Consider the following 18,144-nt stretch of genomic DNA (forward strand, 5'->3'; position numbering starts at 1 on the left):
AATGCGCTATCTGCTCGACACGGACATCATCAGTAATGCTACGAAGCCTTCGCCATCGCCGACGCTTCTCACGTGGATGGCCGAGCAGGATGATGCCGATCTCTTCATCGCTTCCCTCACGGTGGCCGAGATTCGTCGCGGCATCCTCGAAAAGCCTGCGGGCAAACGTCGCGACGAGCTTGAAGACTGGTTTGTCGGACCTGAGGGGCCGCTGGCCCTCTTCGCCGGGCGGGTCCTTGCCTTCGATGAAGCTGCGGCACTGATCTGGGCACGCTTTATGGCAGACGGGAATGCCACTGGCCGGCCTAGAAACGCGCTCGAAACGATCATTCCCGCAGTGGCTGCAGCTAATAACTGCGTTGTCGTCACGGCTAACGGGAAGGATCTCGCTGGCGTCAAGTTCATCAACCCGTTCCGCTAACGGCGGCGTGAAAAGTCCTATCCGCCGGGTGGTCGTCATGCCCATGTGACAAGGTCTTCCAGTCCGGCTGCGGCAACTCCCAGGCCGTCCGGCTGCCAAAGGATTTCCGCTTCACCGTAGGCGAGCTCGAGGTTACGCGCGAAGGCGATGCCGTGATCCTGCGCCCGAAGGCCGGTGTGGCCGGACGCTGGGCCTCGCTGCGCGCGGCGATCGACCGGGGCTTCAGTCCCGACTCACGGCGGACGCAGGGAGCGGCCCAACGACAGCATCGTCTCGATCTTAACCGAGCGTTTCAATGATTTGTCGGATCCTCGACACCAACGCGGTGCCCCGCGCTGGTGAGGCGCCGTTCGGAAGCGCTTCTGCACCGGGTCGAATCCACAGAGACGGGTTCGCTGATCGTCTCTTCTGTCGCTGCCCATAAGTTCTACTTCGGCGTCTATCGCAGCCGTATCGGTTTCATCCCGCAGCCGTGGAAATAACCGAGCGCAAACGTTCCGACGAAATGGGAGCTCATAGATGGCTACGACCATTGACGCCCTTAGGTTAGCTGGGGACGGCTTTTGTATTGCATAGACTACGACACACTATTCTATTTTCAATAGGAGAACGCAATGGCTACCACAGTTGGACGTAAGGAACATCCGATCTCGATGCGTCTGCCCGAGGCTGACATCGCGATGATCGATCGTGCCGCCGGCCTAAGAGGTCGATCGCGTACGGATTTCATGCGCGACGCGGCCGTACGTGCGGCAGAGGATGGCTGATGGAGAACGGGCTCATCCGGATGAGCCCGGAAGGCTTCGCCGAATTCATGGCTGCATTGTCCGAGCCGGGAACGTCGGTGCCCGAAATTGTGGAAGTGGCAAAGCGTCCGGCCCCGTAGGAACCGGCTATACGGCCAAGCGCTAGATCGTGGCGAACTCGGCGCCCGAGCCGCTCACTGCGGCTCACGACGTTTCGGAATTCAGCTGCGGAAAGCCGACGCTGGACCATTGGCTCAGGACCCGCGCCCTTTCCAATCAGGAGAAGGGCTTTACAGCCGTCCCGGTCGTTCATGAAGTTGGCCATGTCCCCGGATACTATAGTCTTGCGCCTACGGCCGTCGTTCCGAACGTGCTGCTACGCTCTATTCGTACCGGCCAGCCGCCAGATCCTGTTCCCTGCCTGCTGCTAGGCCAGCTTGCCACCGATATCAACTGGGCCGGACGCGGGATTGGTACCGGTCTCCTGAAACATGCACTCGAGCGCTGCGTTCATGCAGCCAGCCTCGTCGGCGGTCGCGCGCTCATGGTCAACGCGGTCGATGACGAGGCTGCCGCCTTCTGGCGCCGGCGAGGTTTCCTCCCATCCCGAGACGATCCCCTCGTGCTGTTCCGCTCTATCGCCGATATTGCGGTGTCTTTGGCAACGCTCAGACGGTGAGTGGCGACAGCGGATTTGCGCCCTTATCTCGGACATTCAGGCAGAGCTTTCCGTTGCCCGGTAGCGGACGTTCCCTGAGGGAATCGAGCCGGCTTTGCGCTCGCGCTTTCTGAGCATCGACAGGTGCCTCATTATCGCTTCCCTGTCAGCGGCGTCGCATCGCCGACGAATCCCTGCTTGAGCACTGCGATTATCTGGAACATAAAGAGAACACGCTACCCTGTTCGTTCACTGGATTTTTCGGTGGCGATTTCGCACTCAGTTGGAGAATCGGAAAAACCGCTTGCGACCCTACAACAGACAACGTTACCTTTCGGACACTAGAACTGGCAAAAATATCTAGTATGGCCAGCGGTATTTGCCTGTCTATATACCGTCGTGTCGGATCCGGTTTCGGCGTCGAAGTGTTTCAGGTCCGTTCGAAATTAGGCGAAAAATATGACCGTATTCTTGGAAAAAGTGCGCCGGCTGCCAGAAACGATCGATCTTGTGAGCATGAGAGGTTGCAGCGACATCGCTGCTGCCCTTTCTAAGGGAAAAGGACGGCTCGCGATAGCTATAGGATCTGGCGGGTCGGCTGTTGTGGCGGAATTCTTCGCACGTTGTCGGGCCACGTTACAACTGGGCCTGACGATCGTGATGACGCCCATGCAGTTCGTCCTGTCAATGGAAGATTGGTCTGGCTGCGATATCTGGTTATTCAGTGCTGGAGCGAACAATCCGGATATTGCAGCAACCTTCCGCGTTGCGCGAGCATCAAACTCCAGTTCGATCCAATTTCTGACGGTCAACGGAGCGGGCGAAACCACCATCGCCGCCATGCAGAACCAAAAAACCGAAGTTTTTCTGCTGCCTGTCGCCGACCCGAAAGACGGCTTTCTGGCGACACATTCGATGGTCGCGATGGTCACGGCATTGCTTTTAGCTTCGGACTTGAAGGCGGAGCAACCACAGCGCAGCGCTTTGATCGAAGAATTCCAGGCGCGTGCATCGAAGGTTCTAACCGAGACACAGAATGCGAACTTCGATTTCCGGTCGGGTGACGCATTGTTCGTGCTGTATGATCCGCAAATCACTTCCGTTGCAGCGCTAATCGAAACGTCCCTATGGGAAACGGGCATCGCGCCCGTCCAGCGGACCGACTTCAGGAACTTCGCCCATGGCCGCCATGTCTGGGCAGCAAAGCATCCCGATAAGATGTTTGTGCTGGCTTTGACAACTTCGGAGACTGGAGAAGTCTGGCAGCCCATCGGTGCAGCGCTCCCCGAAGATGTACGGACGCAAAGTATGGAACTCGATCACGGCGGCCGACTGGCGAACGCGGTCGGCATATTGTGGGGCCTCTCTTTCGTGCAATTCCTCGGAGAGAGAACCGGAATCGATCCAGGGCGCCCCGGAAGAGGTGCGTTCGCAGAGACGATCTACGACAACGCAGCGCTTGAGACGCTTTCGCGCGATCTGACTTCATCGGTTCGACACAAAGCATCTGCGCGGTTGCACTTCGATCCCATCAACGAACGATCCACATCCCTGTGTGCTGCGGGACGCGAGAGACTCTCGGGCCTGGCGGGCGCGAGCTTCGCAGGACTCGCCCTCGACTATGATGGAACGGTAGTTCCAAACACCCCGCGGGAGGCTCGCCTGGGCCCTCCTTCCCCAGAGATCATGGATGAGTTGGTCAGGCTCCTAGATGGTGGAGTGCAGGTCGGCTTTGCGACTGGGCGTGGGGGATCGGCTGGGGACAAGCTGCGCGAGGCCTTTCCCCCACGTCTCCACGCCAACGTCGTCATGGGATATTATAACGGCGCTCATATCAGAACGCTCGACGTCAACGTGAAGAAGGATCGCCCGCAAGCCGACCTGAAAATTGCAGCCGTCGCCCGTTGGCTCACGGAGTCCGGTCTCCTTCGTGAAGGAGTGCAGGTAGAAGCACGCCCAGTGCAGATTGCGGTCGACCATACCGACGTTGTGAATATCGAGGATTTCGTAGAAAGGTTGGCCGCCTGCCCTCACTTGGCCGATGGCAGCGTGAAGTGCCTGAGATCCAATCACAGTTTCGATATCGTTCCCGCTTCGACTTCGAAGGTCAGAGTGGTGGAAGAACTCGCTCGCCGCGCGGGCGACCCGGAAAAATTCGTACTTGGCATCGGAGACAGTGGTTCGCCGTTGGGAAACGACCGTGAATTGTTGTCAGGTCGCCATTGCGTGAGTGTAGGAACCGTCTGTGGTGCGTCGGATGGAGCCTGGACACTGTTCGGATCAGCAGTGTGCGGGCCTGATGCCCTGCTACGCATACTGAAAGCCGTTCAAATTAAAGCGAACGAAATGATGATTGATCTTTCGGCTCTCAACCTCGAACAGCGCCCTTGAAATGCTTGGCCAGAGAAAACAGAGTGTGCTAGTTAGTGCACGGGAGAGCGCGATGTACGCAGTCGACGTGGTCGGCACAGGATTCACCGTACTCGACCGCGTCTACGCGGGCTCCCTGGTGGTGTCGTCGGAAGAGCTCGGTGGGTCTTGCGGGAACGTCCTGATATCGCTCGCAATGCTGCAGCGTAACGTTGCTCCGGTGCTGAGTCTTGGTGAGGATGAGATCGGCGTTCGTCTCGTAGTCGCATTCCGCCGCGCCGGCGCCGAAACACGGTACATTCGCCAGACACGACACATCCAGTCTCCAGTCTTGGCCCAACACCTGCATTCGTCCGGCGTTCACACATTCGAGTTCAGGTGCCCCGAGACAGCGGCCGAACTTCCCCGATATCAACCGATTGAGCAGCATGACGTCAGCCGCGCGCTTCCTGTCATCAAAAATTGCAATGTCTTTTACACCGACCGACTTTCATCGGCGATCGTCGATGCGATGGAAGCTGCGGCCAAAGCCGGTTCTATCGTCTATTTTGAGCCTTCTGCTATCGGCGATGAATCTCTGTTCAGCCGCGCGGTAGCGGCGGCTTCGGTCCTGAAATTCTCGTCAGATCGCTTAGCGTCGTTAACCGGAAGAGTAGCTCTACACGAAGCGCTGTTTCTGATTGTCACCCACGGAGAGTCTGGACTTGAAGTGAGGCGCGGCAGAGAAAAAGCATGGTGCAAATCCTACCCAGCACCAGCAGTGCGAGACACTTGCGGCTCCGGCGATATGGTAAGCGTGGGTCTGATTGATTGGATTCTCAACCGACAGGAACGGGCAACTGGAAAGTTGTCGCTCGATGAGTTCGTTGCCGGTGTCGAAGCTGGACAGCGTTTGGCGGCGGAGAATTGCGCTTACGTCGGCGCTCGCGGGCTATTCCGAGAGCGCGGCGCCGATTACGCGCGCTCTGTGTTGCGAGGCGTAGGCGACTGATCGCTCTCCAACCGATCAATCGCCTACGCCGCTTTTGAGACTTCTTCATTCTGAAGTTTTGTCCTGAGTTCCATGAGCAGCTCTCCGAGCATGTTGCGGCCCTGACCGTTCACCTCGCCCCAGAGTCGGTTCACCTCATTATCGACGGTCGCAGTCTCGATCAATCGGGCCGATCCGGTCGATAGGAGCATTTCGCGAAGGTCTTCGTGCTGTGTGAATTTAGCGTACAGCACGCCCCTCATCCGATCGAACTTCGTGCGTGACCAGCCCGGGCTGACATCCCAGTAATAGAGTCCGTGCGCCGCCATCGCCAACAGTGCGGGAGACGGTGCCGCCATCAACCACGCCTTTACCTCGGGTTTGCGTGCCTTGCCTGCCTGATAAGCATGTTCGCTCGTTGCGAATCGCTCTCCTTCGAATTCGATTTCGCGCCTATAAAGGTTGCTGAATGCGCCGTACGGCTTCTCACTGGCGCGATAGAACCGAATCTCCAAGCCTGCATCGTTCACGAAAGACTCCATTGAAAATTTGCATCTTTTAGTGCATGCAAATTTACATGAAACCGATACAAATTGAAAGAGCGGATTTGGTCCGGCGGATCAATGACCGGCGGCTGCAGTCAGGCCTCTCCTACGCAGAACTGGCCAAATATGCTGATGTTGACGCCAGTCAGGTGTCGAGAATCTGCAGGGGGCAGTTCATCACCTTCGGTTCCAGTGTCGTGCGAATTTGCACGGCCCTCGGTTTGCAAGTCACGCCTGACAAGGAGCCTTCGAAAGCGCAATCGCGACCCTCGGTGGATCCGAATTGGGTAAAGCTGGAGCGGTCTATCCGGCGCGCCTGGGACAACACTCCGGCCGGTGCCGACCGGCTTGCCAAAATTATCACGGCGGTCGGCGAAATTTCTCGCAAGTGAATTGCGTGAATTGATCGGTTTTTTGCTGATTTCACTAGACGAACGCATTGCTCGCCGGGGTATATCCCGGTTATCGATTACATGTTCTGTGGGGGATGTGGATGAGAAAGGATCTGGCGGAAAGCCTTTTGGCCAAGATCATGGAGTGGTCGGACGAGGAAAAAGCCGCCGAGCGCGCCTACCTCGAAAGTTTCGCCAGTTATAAATACGATGAGTATCAGCAGTTTTCGCCCGGCAAGCGCTTTGTCGAGAGCCTCGCGCTCTGGCTTGGACAGTTCGAAGAAGGCGAAGAACGTCGCGCAGCCTACGATTTCGTGCGTAGGCGCCTGCTATTCATCTCTACGGACGAGATGAATCACCTAGTCGAGCTCACTTTTCCGACCATCATCCGCCCAATCCTGATCGCGGATACCGCAACTGAGCTTGGTGTCGATCCACACAGAGTGAAAGCGATCGTGAACACGGTCGAATACCGGACTCGCTTGCGCCAGACGCTAGTACTCGGATTGAGCGACGGAGCTCGGACAGACTGGTTTCGCCGCGCAAATCCGCAGGAGATGTCCAACGAGCAGGTTTTTCACGCATACGACGTATCGGACGCGAAGAGCGAGGGCATGGTCAAAGACCTTGAAAAACACCTCGAAAAAATCCTGGGCCGGGCGCCGAAAGAAGACGAGAAGCGGTTCAGATACATTGTCCTTCTCGATGACTTCACCGGCAGTGGGACGAGCTTCATTCGAGAGGACAAAGACGGCGGATGGACCGGAAAGATCGCAAAGATCGTTGACGGCCTCATGAAAGCGAAAAATCTCGGCGACACGATTGCCGAGGAAGGCGTCAAGATCATCATTATTCTTTACGTTGCGGGCGATCAGGCTATCGAACACATTGAGGAGCGATTGCCCAAGTTGACGTTTGACAAAGGCACTATCGCGTTCCACGTGGTGCATAAGCTGGGGGATGCAACGCCGCTCAATGATGGAGATGACAGCGCGATATTGGACCTGGTCGGCGACGACCGATATTTCGACGACGATGCTGACGATGAACACTCGAAGGTCGGCGGTACCAGCAAACGCTACGGGTTTGCCAGCTGCAGATTGCCGCTCGTTCTTGCACACAATACGCCCAACAACTCTATCTACCTGCTCTGGGCAGAAGACGACCAATCGGTCCGCGGTCTATTTCCACGCGTCAGCCGCCACAGAAAGCTTCAATAGGTGAGAAATCCATTTCGTATGCGCGCTTCCCAGCGCTCGACGAGCGATGACGAGTTCGTTCGCCTATTCGGTGTCGGCGCGCTGGAGGTCATGAAATCCTTCGAAGATCCTTGGAACAGCGTCGTTTTCCTGCGAAGTGCGCCTGGTGGGGGAAAGACCACCTTTCTACGCATACTGACGCCACGTCCGCTGAAGCTCACCGAAAACCTTGCCGATCAGCATCCGCATGTGAAAGCGACGCGCGATGCACTGAAGGAAGCCGGCGCCATCGGAAGTGACGGACCGCAGCTGCTTGGTGCAATGGTCAGTTTCACTTCCGAATATAAGGAACTAAGCGCTTTCGACCGCGGCAACGTACTGTTCCGTGAATTGTTGAACTCTCGGATTGTCGTTGCAACGCTGAGATCGGTGTCGGAGCGGGCCGAGAGGCGGTTTCCCGACGATCTCGGCCAATTCGAGTTCGAGTGGGAGCCGGAATCCGATGCGACCATCCCAGGACGGGCGACAGGTAGTGAACTATTCGAGTGGGCCTCGCGCATTGAACGCGATTTCTACGATCGGATGGACGACCTAGGCTCACCGGCTTCCATTAAAGGTGGGCATGCACGCCTAGATGGGCTCAAGTGGTTTGCGCATGTGTGCATCAAAGACTCGCAGGGCGAGATAAACGTCAAGCGCGTCCTCCTCATGGACGAACTTCAGACCTTGTCGTCTCCACAACGTGCAAGCCTGATCGAGTTTGTAACGAATGCGCGAGAGCAATGCGGCGTTTGGATCGCCGAGCGGCTGGAAGCATTGACACACAAGGATCTCCTCTCAGAAGGAGCGCTTCGCAACCGCGATTACAGCAATGTCGTTCAACTAGAAGAGCGCTGGTCGGGACAGCGGGCGAAAACTTACACCAGGTTCGTGGAGACGATCGCCAATCTGCGCGCGGCGAAAGCCGACGGCTTCGAGCAGCGGGAGCTGTTTCCTCTTATCGGCGAAACGGACGACATCCCCAGTCTGGAAGCGGTGCTGAACGACCGTATAGCGGAACTTGAATCCGAAGTTCTCAAGATGGCGGGACCCGGCCCCCGGTATTCTGATTGGGTTGCCGCTGCACGAGTGCCGGAAGGCGACCTTCTGGAGCGTGCTTTTCGATGGCAGCTGCTAAAGATCCTGATAATCCGGGATACAAGACGGGTTCAGACGAGCTTCGACTTTGATGCGTTGCCGTTGGAAGAGTTTGGCGCGCGTTCACGTAGTGGGACGGATCGGGCCGCAGAGCATTTCCTTCGAACTGATGTCGGCGCTCCGATCTACTTCGGACGCGAAGCCCTGAGCGCCGTATCGTCCTCGAATGTCGATCAGTATCTTGAGGTCGCAGGCGCGCTATTCGAAGAAATCTCGGCCAAGATCCGCTTCCCTAGGGAACAACCGGTTCCGCTAAGCGCTGTAAGGCAGGATGCGTTAATTCGGGGCGTCGCGAAGGACCGATGGGAAGGATTGCAGCGCCGGCTACCACGCGGCGTTGAAGCTCGCCGGCTGCTTGAAGCGATTGGCGAGTACTGTCGGCAACAGACTTTCAGAAGCAGCGCTCCCTACTCGCCAGGCGTGACAGGAATTGCGATCACGATGTCGGACCGCAAGCTGATTATTGACAGCGACGACGCCGAAATTCCTCACCTGATCCGACTGCGGGATGTATTGACGTCGCTAGTATCCCATAACCTGCTGATGCCTCGTCTCGACCATCAGAATAACGGTCGCGACTACGTCGTCTTCTACCTCAACCGCCTGCTCTGCGTGCACTTCGGTCTGCCACTCGGCTATGGCGGGTGGAGACATCAAAGCCTGAAAACCCTGCTCCACTGGCAGGAATCCGGAGCTAAAGCGATCGCAGTGGCCGAGGAGGCAACCCTTGTCTAGTTCGAGCCCAGAAATGCGATGGGACCCCTACTCCCTCACGCTTGATGCAGACTTCACGACGTTCTGGAAGCAGCGCCTGTCGGCCAAACAGCGTAAGCTCCTGCTCGTCATTGGGCGCGGGTTCGACATAAGAACCCTCGAAACGGTTCGACGGCTGCATTCGCTGGGCGCGGACATGTCTGTCTGGCAGTTGGTGTTCGACAATGGTTTGGGCGACAGCCCGAAACGCTCGGAACTCACCGAAGCAAACCATGAAGGGTTGCTGAAACTCGTGCCGGCAGAAAAAATCCTATCTGTACCAATCGAGATCGGCGGTCCTGCAGGTGCCGCAGTCACGCCTCGTAACACCAAGGCCTCTTTGGACAGGGCCGCAAAAGACCTGGAGTTTGACGATATCATCGTCAACATCAGCGCCATGCCGAGAATGGTGGCACTCACCACTGTCAGCGTCCTTTTGTTCAGGCTTGATAAGCTGTGCAGTGACGGAGGCCCGAGTGTGAACCTCCATGTCACGACTTCGGAAAGTGTTTCTGCTGACCTCGAGGCATCGAAAGGCAGTCTCCGGGATAGCGTAACCTTCGTCTTGGGGTTCTCCGGGCATCTTGAAGAGCAAACCACGCAGACCTGGCCCCGGGTTTGGTTTCCGGTGCTAGGCGAAGGTCAACGCGAGCGCCTTCACCTCATCCAGGAACACGTAAACCCTGAAGAAATCTGTCCCGTGATTCCCTTCCCCACCCGAAAGCCGCGAAGGGGCGACGAGATCATCGGTGAACACCGAGATACCCTCTTCGATGACTTCCAAGTTGAGCCCGCCAATATTTTGCTGGCCAGCGAGTACAATCCGTTCGAGGCGTATCGCCAGATTTACACGGCGATGGAGCAGTATAAGAGGGCACTTAAGCCCATGGGAGGGTGCAAGCTTTTTGTGTCCCCGCTCTCGTCCAAGCTGTTGTCCATCGGTGTTCTCCTGGCATGCTACGATCACAAATATGGCAATGGTTCCACAGACGGTTTCGACGTCGGGATCCCCTATGTCGAAACAGCAGTTTATGGGGACCCTGAGCAGAATGTGGAGACCGCAAAGTACGAACTCCATTCAATGTGGATACGAGGCGAATGGGAGAAACCAATTGGTACCGCGAAGCTAGCCGTAGAGCCAGCCAGATAAGTCGCAGGGCGAAGTTTTGGCGAGGGCTCGATGGTTACCGTCGTTGCACGATCGCGCCCATACCCAATTCTCAACCTGTTTACCCGACGATGAACAACTGGGTAGCTATATGGCAGCTATCCACTAGCGACTAGCTAGGACCGGACCGTCAACTAACGGCCCCATGCTTGCCATTGGCGACCGCATTAATCCCATGGTTATGTGGGGGCGTGACGCCACGGACGATACACCCCGAGGCATCCAGCTTGGTCGTAATGCTATATCCCTGCCATGTGAACCAAGCGCCCGCGGCCGCGACAACGGGCATCCCCATCAGCACGGTCCAGTGCGAGTGGATTCGCCACTCTTCGTCCGAAATCCCGTCATTACCACGGCAGCATGAGCCGGTGGACCAGCGCGGACGAGGCGGAATACCGGCGCGTGCTCGCCCGCCTGCTGGTGGCTGCGACGCCGGATCTCGACCAGCTCCGGCGCAAGATCGACCGGCAGGAGGCGGCGATCCTGCCGCTGCGCCGGAAATACAGGGTGAATGCGGAGCGGCCGCAGCGCTTCGACTGGTAGCGTCGCGCCTGCCGCGCGGTCGAGAGTGAGAGAGGGGCTGGGGATTTCGTGACGGGTTGGAAGGTCGAGAGAGGGTCTCGGCCGCCCGTCGCGGAGAACCACCATGGCCAAAGCTGCCAGGAAGTCGAAGAAGCCCGCCGCCGCGATGATCGTCTTCTCGCGCTCGCGTGACATTCCCTTCAATCGCATCCGGCTCTCGGACAGCAACGTCCGCGAAACCGACACCGAGGCCGGTCTCGACGATCTCACCCACGACATCGACCGCCGCGAGGATATCGTGCAGGGCATCAATGTCCGCGCCATCCTCGATGCCGACGGCAACGAGACCGGCGATTTCGAGACTCCGGCCGGCGGCCGCCGCTTCCGGGCGATCGCGCGTCTGGTTGAGGCCGGACGCTTTCCCGCCGACGGCCTCGTTCCTTGCCTGGTCAAGAAGGCCGACGCCAAGACCTCGGCGGTCGACGACTCGCTCGCGGAGAACACGCTGCGACTGGCGCTGCATCCGCTCGATCAGTTCCGCGCGTTCAAGCGGATGTTCGACGACGGCATGGCGAAAGAGGAAATCGCCGACGCCTGGCGCACCACGCCGCGCTACATCACGCAGCGTATGCGCCTTGCCTCGGTCTCGCCGGCGCTTCTGGAAGTCTATGCGCGCAACGGCATGCCGCTGGCGATGCTGGAGGCATTCACCGTCAATCCCGACCACGCCCGCCAGGAACAGGTCTGGGAAGCTGTCCAGCGCTCTTATAATGTCCAGCCTTGGCAGGTCCGCCAACTCCTCACCGAAACCACCGTTCCGACCGACGACAAGCGTGTGCGCTTCGTCGGCGTGGACGCCTATGAGCAGGCCGGCGGCGCAATGCTGCGGGATCTCTTCTCCGAGAGTGATGGCGGGTGGCTCGAAGACGTGGCGCTTCTCGATCGCCTGGTCGCGGAGAAACTGAAGGCGGTTGCCGATGACGTGGGGGCCGAAGGCTGGAAGTGGATCGCTGTCGATACCGGCCACCCTTACGGCTACGACAACGGCCTTCGCGAGATCACCGGCAGCTTCCCCGAGCTCACCGACGAGGAGCGCGCTGCCCGCGATGCGTTGCGCAACGAGTATGACGATCTCGGATCGGAATATTCCGAGCATGACGAGCTGCCGGAGGAAATCGATCGCCGGCTGGGCGAGATCGAGGCCGCTCTGGACGCCTTCGAAAAGCGCCCGGTCATCTATGATCCTGCCGAGATCGCCCGCGCAGGCGTTTTCATCAGCATCGACCGCGACGGCGAGCCCGTCATCGAGCGCGGCTATGTCCGGCCCGAGGACGAGCCGATGGTCGATGTCGAGGACGGCGAGAGCGAAACCGCCGTCGCAGCAACCAGCGCAGACGGCGAGGCGCAACGCGCTGTCATCACCATCGGCGGCCGGCCTTCCGATGTCGAGGAGGATGAAGACGACGGCGGGATCAAGCCGCTGCCGGAACGGCTCGTCATCGAACTGACCGCCCATCGCACCGTCGCCCTTCAGGAGGCCCTCGCCAACAATCCGCACGTCGCGATGACGGCGCTACTCCACCGCATGGTGATGGAGCGCTATCATTACTCCGCGCCGACCGGATGCCTGGAAGTCTCTGTGTGCCACAGATATCTGTCTTCGCAGGGCTCCGACTTTGCCGACAGCCCCTCGGCCAAGGCAATCGGCGAACGCTTCGACGGGTGGAAGGCCGACCTTCCGTCCGACGAATCGGCCCTTTGGAACTGGATCGCCGCGCTTGACGAGGCGAGCCGGATGGCGCTTCTCGCCCACTGCGTCAGCTATGGCGTCAATGCGCTTTACGAGCGTCCGAACATCCACAGCGCTTCCGGCATTTCCCAGCATGGCCTCGATCGGCGTCTCGCCGGGGCCGACCGGATTGCTCGCGCCACCGGCTTCGACATGGTGGTCGATGCGGGATGGCGGCCCACGGTCGAGAATTATCTCGGTCGCGTGACCAAGACCCAGATCCTGGCGGCGGTGCGCGAAGGCGCGGGTGAACGGGCCGCCCAGCTCATCGACCATCTGAAGAAGGGCGACATGGCCAAAGAAGCCGAGCGCCTGCTGGCCGATACCGGCTGGCTGCCCGAGCCGCTGCGTCTGGTCGATTTCGACGGTGACGTTGCCGACACCGATGGAGAGGTCGAGGCTCTGCCTGACTTTCTCGCCGGTGACGATGAAGATGTCGCGGCCGATACGGTCAACGATCCGGCGACCCTCGTCGCAGCAGAGTGATCTGCACCAGCGGGGCGGCTCCCGGTCGCCCCGCGTCATTCCCCTTCCACCTCAAGGCCCGACGTCCAGCCGGGCCGTTTTCGTTTCAGGAGACAGAACATGTCCGCATACAATGTTTATGACGCCCCGCTCGGCAGTCTGGTGCGGTATTTCGATGGCGCGCCGAAACCGCCTGCGCGCTTCACCAAAAAGCTCGCCTCCTGGCAGACCCGCAACGGCGTCGGCCGGCTCGTGCGCAGGCAGCCCAGCCGTGAGCGCGCGACCTACACCGCGCCGGCATCGATCACCCTGCATGAGGGCGACTTCGCTTCCGGCTCGGTGATCCTCGTCACCGTCATGCGCACTCATTCGGTCGACAGCGAACTCGGCTTGGAGATCGTCGAGCGGCCGAAGATCGGCATGGTCCGCGTGCTTCATCCCATCGGCGACGAGGAGGAGCTGCTGCATCTGGCGGAGAACCGCGAGGCCGCCGAGCTCTGGCTGGCCAAGGCGGGATACCGCCGTTGCCGCCTGGAGGAGATCACGGCCGATGAGGTCGGCACCGAAATCGTGGAAGGTCGGGCGGCGGCCTGAAAATTCCTTCAGTCCTGTCACCCCGCCCGCCGTCGAAAGACGGCGGGCCATTTCGTTTCCGGAGAAATGCCATGGCCATCCCCGATCATGCCCGCACCAATTTCAACACCCTGCTGCGCGCCGCCGGCGACGGCAATCTCGCGCTCATGGAGTGCCTGGACGCCGTTACGCTGGACGATGCCCTTGGTCATCTCGACGACCGCCAGGCGAAGCTCCTCGTCAACGCGCGTTCGGGCCGCGCCGCCGTCCAGATCACGACCACCAGCATCATGCTGGACGATGGCGAGATCGAGCGGCGCGTGCGGCTGATCCGGCCAATGGAAAGTCACAACATCCCGGTCAAGATGATGGGCGAGACCCATTGGGTCGAGGCCGACAGGGAGGCTTTCGCGGCGGCCTGGAATGCGGAGGTCGCGGAAGTGCCGGAGTTTTCCGACAGCACCATCCATATCGTCGCCGGCCTGCTGCTGCCGATCTGGAAACGGCTTCCGCACGAATCCTCGCGCGTCTATCGCCTCCAGACCGATGAAGGCGAGCGCATCATCGGCCGTAAGGTCTCGCCGGCATGGGCGGCCAATGCGGTGACGACCGGCACGGCGGCGCTGACGCCGGATGCCGCCTTCACCGCGCTGATGGACGGTCGCACCATTCTCGATCTCGCCGAGGGCCTCCAGCTACGCCGCTCCCGCGTCATGGGCGTCAACCGCATCGAGCTGTCGGGCTTCACCGACACGATGCGCGAGCGCCTGACGGCCTATGGCCTGTTCCACGAGATCATCTCGTGGAAGCTCAGGATGTTCGTGCCGACCGATGCGTCGGGCGTCGACGTGCTTGCCCGCGTCCTCGACCGCTGGCCGGTCGAGCGCATCGGCGAGCGGGAGGCTGCCTAGATGGCCCGTCACGACGCTTCCGACCTGGCCATCCGTCTCGGCCGAAATGCCGAGGCGGTTTGCCGGCATTATCTGTCGTCCGGCCACCGTGCCGGACGATACTGGATGGTGGGCGATGTTCAGAACACCCCCGGCCGCTCGATGTTCGTGCGCCTGACCGGCCCTGAATCCGGCAAGGGCGCTGCGGGCAAATGGACCGATGCCGCAGATGGTTCACATGGCGATCTTCTCGACGTCATCCGCGAGACGCTCGGCCTGACCGACTTCAAGGACGTGGCCGAGGAAGCGCGCCGCTTCCTCTCGCTCCCGCATCCCGAACCGGAAAAGCCGGGAACGCCGACCAGCAGGTCGTCGAGCAGAGCGTCGGGATCGCCTGGAGCGGCGCGGCGGCTCTTCGCCATGTCGCAGCCGATCGGCGGCACACTCGCAGAAGCGTATTTCCGCAATCGCGGCATTACGGCTTTGCACGGAACCGCCAGCCTGCGCTTTCATCCCCGGTGCTATTACAGATCTGATGATCATGCGCCCCGGCAGATACTGCCCGCGATCGTTGCCGCCGTGACCGATCTGGCAGGGCGGCAGACCGGAACGCACCGCACATATCTCGATCCTGGGCTCGCCCCGGACGGCGCAGCGAAAGCGGATGTCGAAACCCCGCGGCGGGCGATGGGCGACCTCCTCGGCCACGGCGTCCGCTTCGGTGTTGCCGGTGATGTGCTCGCAGCAGGCGAAGGCATCGAGACCGTGCTGTCGCCCCGTCAGGTTCTGCCCCACATGCCGATGCTCGCTGCGCTCTCCGCCGCGCACCTCGCTGGCGTCCTGTTCCCGCCGGCGCTGCGCAGGCTCTATGTCCTCTGGGACCGCGATCCGGCCGGTGACAATGCGCGAGACAGCCTCATCGCCAGAGCCGCGAGTGCCGGGATCGAGGCGGTGGGATTGTCGCCGGTGCGTGGAGACTTCAACGAGGATCTCCGCGAAGCCGGCGCCGATGCGTTGCAGGCGGCGCTCACCGGTCAGCTACATCCTGAAGACAGGGCGCGATTTCTGGAGGGGTGAGGAGAGCTGTTGGGGAAGCGGCGCGTCCGGTCAGCCTTCACCCGTCGTCCCCATGCATCACCTGCGCTGTCTGTCGGAGAGGCCACGCCCACGGCCTTCTCAGAGGGCGATCGGCCCACAAACGGGCCAGGCAGGCAATGGCCGCGCTCGGGCTATTTTCCGCCGGCGGCCAAGCCCGCCTTTGCATCGCGAAAGTCAAAATAACCCGAATCCGGCCATCGAGCCCTCGCGGGAGCGCGAGGGTGCCAGCCCGTACCGCCCGTGGGCTTTCGACGCCTGCGAAGGCCGCGATGGGCGCGGCTCCAGACGAAGGAAGCTCCCGATGATGCACGAAGACGACGATACGGGTTTCGAGCCGGTTCACACTTCTTCCTCCACCGATCATGTCCTCACCGAACTCCAGCTTTACGGCTGGCGCCCGTTTCAGGACGAAGCGGACCCGAGGCCGCTTCCCGAAGGCAACACCGTCGCCGGCGCCGTCGCGGATATCTTCGACGCCCTGATCGCCACGCTCGGCGATACCCGTCTCGAACCCGACCTCGACGAATTACTCTGGTCGACCGTCAATCTCTTCCATCGCGCCACAAGCCGGGTGGAGCGCGAGTTGGACGACAACGAGCAGGCACAGCGCCGCCTTCAGCGGGAACAGGATGGCAGCGAGGTGAAGTCCGTCGAGCTGGAGCGCCTCACGGCAGAGGGGCAGACCTTCATCGAACGGCGCAACAGCATGGAACTATTCCGCGATGTCGCCGCCGAACAGTTTGAGCGCCACACCGGCGCCGCCTGGCGTCCCCGCACCGGCTCGATGGTCAACCATCGCAACCTCACCGCCACGATGATCGACAGCCGCGACTTCCTGGCCGCAAAACGCCGGGCCGAGACCGAGGTAATGCTGCCCCCAGGTCCCAAAGTCGCCCTGACCGGCGGTCTCGACTACAATGACCACGGCCTCATCTGGGCGAAGCTCGATCAGGTCCGCGCAAAACACACCGACATGGTGCTGCTGCATGGCGGTTCGCCCAAGGGCGCCGAACTGATCGCCGCGAAATGGGCGGACAATCGCGGTGTGCGCCAAGTCGCCTTCAAGCCCGACTGGACGAAGCACGGCAAGTCCGCACCCTTCAAGCGCAACGACGCTCTGCTCGACGTCCTACCCGTCGGTGTCCTCGTCTTTCCCGGCAGCGGGATTCAAGAGAACCTGGCGGACAAGGCCCGTAAGCTCGGCATCCCGATCATGAAGTTCGACGGTGGCGCGTAAGCGCCGCCGCCTGGCGGCTATTCCCGTCGCCAATACTTGACTATTTGAGAGGTCAATGGCTCATATGAACCATCCTTGCAGAACCGGAACAGTAGCATAGTCGCAGGCGGAGCGTATCCACAGGCAGCCTGCCGTGATCCTCAACCGTTTCTGGAGGTTTCCATGACGCTGATCCTGCTTGCTATCTCGCTGACGATCATGCTTTGCATCATTGCCTACAATCTCGCGATCTACGCGCTGCCCGTCATGGTTGCGATCTCGGCCGCGCAGTATGCCTGGGCCGGCGGCGCCGGAATATTCATGAGCGGCTTTGCGGGCGCGGGAGCCGCTTTGCTGTCGATCGCACTGGTAGTCGGCATTCTCGGCTTCACGAAGAACCCGACATTGCGCGTGATTGCGCTCGCGATGTTCGCGATCCCTGCCGCCATTGCCGGCTACGCACTCGTGCATGGCGTCACGAAGAACGCAATCGACTCGACGGTGGTACTCAATCTGCTCGGCGGAGCAGGTGGCCTGTTCATCGGGATCGCCGCCATGGTCAATCTGAACGCGCTTGGTGTCTCTGTCTTCTCTCGTTGATTCGGCGACTGCGGTCCGTCATTCTCACGATGAAAGCCCGGCGGCTTGTGCCGCCGGGTTCCGTCTTTCCTGCCAAAAATAGGCATGTGACGTCAGTTCTCCTGCCATGCCGTCGCTTCCGGCCTGCTTCATCCGACCATGGAGGCTCGGACACCGAATGCCTCTCGCACCCGTAACGGTCATTGCCTGGGCGCCGGCTCACATAGCGATGAATGCGGCCCACGAACCAGAACCTTCATCACCTTTCCCAACTCTGCCTGACCGGTCCCTCCGCTATTCAAGCGAATGCAGTGCGATGCCGTGCCTCTTAACCCGATAAGCTTGTCTGATTTCTTCCCGGCCAGCGTCCACTAGCGCAGACACGGGTGGCTTGAAGAGGAGAACGGCAGGCGCGGCCCATCCGTGGGTGGTGAGCGGACCAGATGGTTCGCTGTTGACGGCAAGGATGGTTCTGCTGTGCGCCTCGGTTCGTATCCGTCTCAGCGGCGCCATCCCTCCGACTGACTGATCCCCTAAGTCCGTGCGGTTTCCGGCCGCAACCCACGCGGCTCCGGACCGTGTTGCCGCGCAAG

Annotated in this window: 16 protein-coding genes and 3 pseudogenes; 18 read left to right on the forward strand and 1 reads right to left on the reverse strand. The window is 60.3% G+C overall.

What is annotated here, in order from left to right; all coding sequences use genetic code 11:
• The first annotated feature begins 1 nt into the window (after nt 1).
• The 6 genes and pseudogenes from ACTDI4_RS22010 (at nt 2) to ACTDI4_RS22035 (ending at nt 5,186) form a co-directional block, all read left to right on the forward strand.
• Nucleotides 2–421: a type II toxin-antitoxin system VapC family toxin gene (locus ACTDI4_RS22010; protein ID WP_442843171.1), complete on the forward strand. Its 420-nt coding sequence runs from the start codon at nt 2–4 to the stop codon at nt 419–421.
• 83 nt (nt 422–504) lie between these two features.
• Nucleotides 505–720: pseudogene (locus ACTDI4_RS22015) on the forward strand (antitoxin); the annotation flags it as partial.
• A 315-nt stretch (nt 721–1,035) separates the two neighbouring features.
• Nucleotides 1,036–1,188 carry a type II toxin-antitoxin system TacA family antitoxin gene (locus ACTDI4_RS22020; protein ID WP_442843172.1) on the forward strand — a complete coding sequence of 51 codons (153 nt, stop codon included), beginning with the start codon at nt 1,036–1,038 and terminating at the stop codon, nt 1,186–1,188.
• A gap of 148 nt (nt 1,189–1,336) precedes the next feature.
• Nucleotides 1,337–1,846: a GNAT family N-acetyltransferase gene (locus ACTDI4_RS22025; protein ID WP_442843173.1), complete on the forward strand. Its 510-nt coding sequence runs from the start codon at nt 1,337–1,339 to the stop codon at nt 1,844–1,846.
• 438 nt (nt 1,847–2,284) lie between these two features.
• Complete coding sequence (locus tag ACTDI4_RS22030; protein ID WP_442843174.1) at nt 2,285–4,216, forward strand: hypothetical protein; 1,932 nt, start codon at nt 2,285–2,287, stop codon at nt 4,214–4,216.
• Nucleotides 4,217–4,268: 52 nt separating this feature from the next.
• A complete protein-coding gene (locus ACTDI4_RS22035; RefSeq protein ID WP_442843175.1) occupies nt 4,269–5,186 on the forward strand; it encodes a PfkB family carbohydrate kinase in 918 nt (305 codons plus the stop codon).
• A 23-nt stretch (nt 5,187–5,209) separates the two neighbouring features.
• Here the strand turns inward: ACTDI4_RS22035 and ACTDI4_RS22040 are convergent, their stop codons facing one another.
• Nucleotides 5,210–5,695, reverse strand: coding sequence for an NADAR family protein (locus tag ACTDI4_RS22040; protein ID WP_442843176.1), 486 nt, complete (start codon nt 5,693–5,695; stop codon nt 5,210–5,212).
• 47 nt (nt 5,696–5,742) lie between these two features.
• Between ACTDI4_RS22040 and ACTDI4_RS22045 the strand changes: the two genes are divergently transcribed.
• The 12 genes and pseudogenes from ACTDI4_RS22045 (at nt 5,743) to ACTDI4_RS22100 (ending at nt 17,572) form a co-directional block, all read left to right on the forward strand.
• On the forward strand, nt 5,743–6,102 hold the full coding sequence (locus tag ACTDI4_RS22045; protein ID WP_442843177.1) for a helix-turn-helix domain-containing protein: 360 nt from the start codon (nt 5,743–5,745) through the stop codon (nt 6,100–6,102).
• A gap of 101 nt (nt 6,103–6,203) precedes the next feature.
• Nucleotides 6,204–7,322, forward strand: a complete 1,119-nt coding sequence (locus ACTDI4_RS22050) for a phosphoribosyltransferase-like protein (protein ID WP_442843178.1) — start codon at nt 6,204–6,206, stop codon at nt 7,320–7,322.
• Nucleotides 7,323–7,340: 18 nt separating this feature from the next.
• Complete coding sequence (locus ACTDI4_RS22055; RefSeq protein WP_442843430.1) at nt 7,341–9,233, forward strand: ORC-CDC6 family AAA ATPase; 1,893 nt, start codon at nt 7,341–7,343, stop codon at nt 9,231–9,233.
• Nucleotides 9,226–10,401 carry a hypothetical protein gene (locus tag ACTDI4_RS22060; protein WP_442843179.1) on the forward strand — a complete coding sequence of 392 codons (1,176 nt, stop codon included), beginning with the start codon at nt 9,226–9,228 and terminating at the stop codon, nt 10,399–10,401. Before ACTDI4_RS22055 ends, ACTDI4_RS22060 begins: the two co-directional genes overlap by 8 nt.
• 378 nt (nt 10,402–10,779) lie before the next feature.
• Nucleotides 10,780–10,962 (forward strand): hypothetical protein, encoded by a 183-nt coding sequence (locus ACTDI4_RS22065; RefSeq protein ID WP_442843180.1) that lies wholly within the window; start codon nt 10,780–10,782, stop codon nt 10,960–10,962.
• A gap of 103 nt (nt 10,963–11,065) precedes the next feature.
• Complete coding sequence (locus ACTDI4_RS22070; RefSeq protein ID WP_442843181.1) at nt 11,066–13,216, forward strand: ParB/RepB/Spo0J family partition protein; 2,151 nt, start codon at nt 11,066–11,068, stop codon at nt 13,214–13,216.
• Nucleotides 13,217–13,315: 99 nt separating this feature from the next.
• Nucleotides 13,316–13,789, forward strand: coding sequence for a hypothetical protein (locus ACTDI4_RS22075; RefSeq protein WP_442843182.1), 474 nt, complete (start codon nt 13,316–13,318; stop codon nt 13,787–13,789).
• A 71-nt stretch (nt 13,790–13,860) separates the two neighbouring features.
• A pseudogene (locus ACTDI4_RS22080) lies at nt 13,861–13,953 on the forward strand (DUF6117 family protein); the annotation flags it as partial.
• Nucleotides 13,954–14,679: pseudogene (locus ACTDI4_RS22085) on the forward strand (methylase); the annotation flags it as partial.
• Nucleotides 14,680–15,735 (forward strand): DUF7146 domain-containing protein, encoded by a 1,056-nt coding sequence (locus ACTDI4_RS22090; protein WP_442843183.1) that lies wholly within the window; start codon nt 14,680–14,682, stop codon nt 15,733–15,735.
• 325 nt (nt 15,736–16,060) lie between these two features.
• Nucleotides 16,061–16,993: a DUF2493 domain-containing protein gene (locus tag ACTDI4_RS22095; RefSeq protein ID WP_442843431.1), complete on the forward strand. Its 933-nt coding sequence runs from the start codon at nt 16,061–16,063 to the stop codon at nt 16,991–16,993.
• Between the two features lie 162 nt (nt 16,994–17,155).
• Nucleotides 17,156–17,572 (forward strand): hypothetical protein, encoded by a 417-nt coding sequence (locus tag ACTDI4_RS22100; RefSeq protein WP_442843184.1) that lies wholly within the window; start codon nt 17,156–17,158, stop codon nt 17,570–17,572.
• Nucleotides 17,573–18,144 lie beyond the last annotated feature (572 nt).

This window comes from Mesorhizobium sp. PUT5 (genome assembly GCF_052216645.1).
In the GTDB taxonomy this organism is placed as follows: domain Bacteria; phylum Pseudomonadota; class Alphaproteobacteria; order Rhizobiales; family Rhizobiaceae; genus Mesorhizobium.